Origin of the sequence: Streptomyces sp. NPDC059037, from assembly GCF_042740015.1 — a bacterium.
Lineage (GTDB): Bacteria > Actinomycetota > Actinomycetes > Streptomycetales > Streptomycetaceae > Streptomyces.
In genome coordinates, this window is the sequence record NZ_JBHYIG010000454.1 from 1 (window position 1) to 4,505 (window position 4,505).

At 73.0% G+C, this 4,505-nt stretch carries 3 protein-coding genes; all 3 read left to right on the forward strand.

The features are described 5' to 3' along the window. Positions 1-110: 110 nt before the first annotated feature. Genes ACFWY6_RS44415 through ACFWY6_RS44425 form a run of 3 tightly spaced genes read left to right on the forward strand, consistent with a single transcriptional unit; the run spans position 111 to position 4,225 of the window. Complete coding sequence (locus ACFWY6_RS44415; protein ID WP_384703303.1) at positions 111-1,217, forward strand: NAD(P)/FAD-dependent oxidoreductase; 1,107 nt, start codon at positions 111-113, stop codon at positions 1,215-1,217. A gap of 32 nt (positions 1,218-1,249) precedes the next feature. After that, positions 1,250-2,650, forward strand: coding sequence for a 2-oxoadipate dioxygenase/decarboxylase family protein (locus ACFWY6_RS44420; protein WP_384703306.1), 1,401 nt, complete (start codon positions 1,250-1,252; stop codon positions 2,648-2,650). A gap of 42 nt (positions 2,651-2,692) precedes the next feature. Further along, positions 2,693-4,225, forward strand: coding sequence for an aldehyde dehydrogenase family protein (locus ACFWY6_RS44425; RefSeq protein WP_384703309.1), 1,533 nt, complete (start codon positions 2,693-2,695; stop codon positions 4,223-4,225). The last annotated feature ends 280 nt before the right edge of the window (positions 4,226-4,505 follow it).

Sequence of the window (4,505 nt, forward strand, 5' to 3'; positions counted from 1 at the left end):
GGCGTTGGCTTGTTTTGTTTATGTTGCCCACACCCCGGGTACCGCCCCGCGCCCCGTTCTCCCGCCGCCCCCCCCCCCCCGCCGCCGTGGTTAGCGGCGGCGGGGGCGTGATGGGTGCCTCCATCGCCTTCCACCTCGCCGAGGCCGGGGTGCGCGACATCGTCGTCCTCGAACGCGGCGAGCTCGGCTGCGGCAGCTCCGGCAAACCGATCGGCGGCGTACGCGCCCACTTCTCCGACCCCGTCAACATCGAGCTCGGCCGGCGCAGTCTGCGCGCCTTCCAGGACTTTGCGCACCGGCCGGGCGCCGACATCCGCCTGGACACCGTGGGCTATCTCTTCCTGCTCACCAGTGAGACGCAGGCCGCGGAGTTCGAGCAAAGCGTCCGGCTCCAGAACGGGATGGGCGTGCCCAGCCGCATGGTCGACGCGGCCGAGGCGCGGCGCCTGTGCCCCTATCTGAGCGCCGACGGTCTGGTGGCCGCCGTGCACTCCCCCACCGATGGGCACGCCCGCCCCGGCCTGGTCGTGCGCGGGTACGCCGACGCGGCGGCCCGGGCGGGCGTCCGGTTCGCCACGCACACCCGCGTGACCGGCATGGACACCGCCGGCGACCGCGTCAGCGCCGTGCACACCGACCGCGGCACGATCGCCTGCGCCGCCGTCATCTGTACGGCGGGCGCCTGGTCCGGGCAGATCGGCGCCATGGCCGGCGTGGACCTGCCCGTCCGGCCGGTGCGCCGCCAACTCGCCTTCACCGAACCGCTGTCGCCGTCGGCGCCGCGGATCCCCTTCACCATCGACTTCACGTCGTCGGCGTACTTCCACAACAGCGACGACGGCCTGTTGTTCGGTCTCGCCGATCCCGGCCAGCCCGACGGCTTCGACACCACGTGGACCCCGGAGTGGCTCGGCCTGTTCCGGGACGTCGTACGCCATCGTGCCCCCGCGCTCGCCGCGATGCCGGTCGCCGACGGCTGGGCGGGGCTTTACGAGGTCACCCCCGACCACAACGCGCTGATCGGCCGCTCCGGCGCAGTGTCCAACTTCCTTTACGCCACCGGGTTCTCGGGCCATGGATTCCTTCAGGCACCCGCCGTCGGCGAGATCGTGCGCGATCTGCACCTGGAGCGGGAGCCGTGCGTCGACATCGCGCCGATGAGCGCCGGGCGGTTCCGGGCCGGGGCCGCGATCCGCCCAGAGGCGCACGTCGTATGACTCGTCCACCCGCTTCGGAAGGCAGGCCTTTCATGATCAGCCAGTGGCGGCTGCGAGCCGCCTTCGCCGTCCGGCTCTCGGAGATGTACGGGCGTGAGGTCCCCGCCTACACCACGCTCGTGGACGTCTCGCGCGAGGTGAACGAGGACGTCCTGCGCGCTCGGGGCGCCGACGCCGAACGGCTCGGCTCCATCGGCCGGGTCACCGCGGAGCGGCACGGCGCCATCCGGGTGGGCACGCCCGCCGAACTGCGCGATGTCGCACGGGTCTTCGGTGCGCTCGGCATGCGTCCGGTCGGCTTCTACGATCTGCGGGAGGCGGCCGCGAGTGCGGTGCCCGTCGTGTCGACGGCGTTCCGTCCCGTGGACGCCGAGGAGCTGGCGCGCAATCCCTTCCGGGTCTTCACCTCCCTGCTCACGCCCGCGGACCCGCGCTTCTTCGACGCCGACCTGCGCGCCCGCCTGGAGACGTTCCTTGCCGGGCGTGAGCTGTTCCCGCCGGAGCTGCTCGCCCTGGCCGACCGGGCCGATGCCGAGCGCGAGCTGCCCGAAGCGGAGGCCGAGCGTTTCCTCCAACTGGCCGTCCAGGCCTTTGAATTGTCTGCAGAGCCGATCGACCAGGCCTGGTACGCGGAACTCGAGAAGGTCTCCGCGATCGCCGCGGACATCGGCGGCGTCGGCTCCACCCACATCAACCACCTCACCCCGCGCGTCCTGGACATCGACGAGCTGTACCGGCGCATGACCGACCGGGGCATCGAGATGATCGACGCCATCCAGGGCCCGCCCGACTGGAAGGGTCCCGATCTGCTGCTGCGCCAGACGTCCTTCCGCGCCCTGGCCGAACCGCGCGCCCTGCGCCGGCCGGACGGCACCGTCACGCGCGGCGCGCTGCGGGTGCGGTTCGGCGAGGTCGAGGCCCGCGGCATCGCCCTCACGCCCGCGGGCCGCGCACTCTACGACCGGCTGCTCGCCCTCGTCGACGACCGGGCCGCCGCCCGCCCGGCGGCGGACCGCACCGCGCTGGCCCGCGCCCTGTGGGCGGAGCACGTCCCCGGCAGCGAGCGCGAGCTCGCCGCCCAGGAGCTCGCCTACTTCACCTACGGCGTCACTCCCGGCCGCGCCCGCATGAGCGCCCAACTCCCCGCCACCATCGGCGAGTTGGTGGACCAAGGCTGGGTGCGGGCCGAACCTGTGGTCTACGAGGACTTCCTGCCGCGCTCCGCCGCCGGCATCTTCCAGTCCAACCTCAGCGGCGATGGCTCCCGGAACACCGGGCAGGAAGGCGCCGCGTACGACAGCGACTGGCTCTCCGGCGCCATCGGCCGCGAGGTCCTCGACCCGTTCGCCCTGTACGAGCACCAGCAGAGCCGCTCCATCACCCGGGTCGGCCGCGAACTGGGCCTGAGCCTCGACGGCACGCACCCCCGCTGACACCCCTCCGCCCCCACCCGCACACCTCACCCAGGGAGCACCATGACCGGCACCACCGCCCTGCCCACCACCGACGACCTGCGCGCCCGCGCCCGCGCGAGCCTGGAGCGCGTCGGCGTCACCGTCCCGGACGGCACCGGCTTCCAGGCCCGGACGCCCATCACCGGCGAGGACCTGTTCGGCCTGACCGCGGCGACCGCCGCCGAAGTCGACGAGGCCGTCGCCGCCGCGCGCGAGGCGTTCCTCGCCTGGCGCGTCACGCCGCCCCCGCGCCGGGGTGAAATCGTGCGCCGCCTGGGCGAGTTGCTGCGCGACCACAAGAGCGACCTGGCCGATCTGATCACCGTCGAGGCGGGCAAGATCCGCTCGGAGGCGCTCGGCGAGGTCCAGGAGATGATCGACATCTGCGACTTCGCGGTCGGTCTCTCCCGGCAGCTCTACGGCCGCACCATCGCATCCGAGCGCCCCGGCCACCGTCTCGCCGAGACCTGGCATCCGCTGGGCGTGGTCGGCGTGATCTCCGCGTTCAACTTCCCCGCCGCGGTGTGGTCCTGGAACACGGCCGTGGCGCTGGCCTGCGGTGACACCGTGGTCTGGAAGCCGTCCGAACTGACCCCGCTGATCTCCCTGGCCTGCGACCGGCTCCTCGCCCAGGCCGCGGAAGAGGTCGGCGCGCCCCGTGACGTACACCGGCTCCTGCTCGGTGACCGCGCGGTGGGCGAACGGCTTGTGGACGACCCGCGCGTCGCGCTCGTCAGCGCCACCGGCTCCACCCGCATGGGGCGCGAGGTCGGCCCCCGCGTCGCCGCCCGCTTCGGGCGCTCGCTGCTCGAACTCGGCGGCAACAACGCCGCGGTGGTGGCGCCGTCGGCCGACCTCGACCTCGCGGTGCAGGGCATCGTCTTCGCGGCCGCGGGCACGGCGGGACAGCGCTGCACCACGCTGCGCCGCCTGATCGTCCACCGCGACATCGCGGACACTCTCGTCGCACGCCTGACGGCCGCGTACACCAGGCTCCCCATCGGCGACCCGTTCGACGAGAACACCCTGGTCGGCCCGCTCATCTCGCCCGCCGCCCTCGACCGCATGCAGGACGCGCTCGCCCGCGTACAGGCGCAGGGCGGCAAGATCCTCGCCGGCGGCAACCGGCGCCTGGCCGATGCGGCGCCGCAGGCCGCGTACGCGGAACCGGTCGTCGTCCGCGTCGACGAACAGACCGACGTCGTACGGCAGGAGACCTTCGCCCCCATCCTGTACGTCCTCACCTACGACACCCTGGAGGAGGCCATCGCCCTGCACAACGACGTCCCGCAGGGCCTGTCCTCCAGCATCTTCACCCGCGACCAGCAGGAGGCCGAGCTCTTCCTGTCGTCCGAGGGCTCCGACTGCGGCATCGCCAACGTGAACATCGGCACGTCCGGCGCGGAGATCGGCGGGGCGTTCGGCGGCGAGAAGGAGACGGGCGGAGGCCGGGAGTCCGGCTCCGACGCCTGGCGCGCGTACATGCGCCCGGCCACCAACACCATCAACTACTCCAGCCGGCTCGCCCTCGCGCAGAACGTCAACTTCCTCTAGACGCCGGGCTATTGGAAGCCGGACTACACGGAGCCCGACTCGCCGCCCCGGCCGGGGCGGCACCTGCGCGGCGGCCGCCGCGCTGCCTGATCCTTCTTCTCGTTCTTCACGGCCCCGCGCATCCGGGCGGGGCCCAGAAGCCACGGACCTCCTGCTCGGACGTATCACCATCCGCCTCACCCCCCTCGCCCTGCCACCCCGCCCCGTCTCACCCCCCGGGCCCTCCCTTGACAGCCCCTCCCGTGCCCCCACAGCAGCACCCCCCTGAACCGGTGAGACA

Bases quoted from the DNA above. Each gene is read 5' to 3' on its own strand.
- ACFWY6_RS44415 (WP_384703303.1), top strand. From the start codon at position 111: ATGGGTGCCTCCATCGCCTTCCACCTCGCCGAGGCCGGGGTGCGCGAC.
- ACFWY6_RS44420 (WP_384703306.1), top strand. From the start codon at position 1,250: ATGATCAGCCAGTGGCGGCTGCGAGCCGCCTTCGCCGTCCGGCTCTCG.
- ACFWY6_RS44425 (WP_384703309.1), top strand. From the start codon at position 2,693: ATGACCGGCACCACCGCCCTGCCCACCACCGACGACCTGCGCGCCCGC.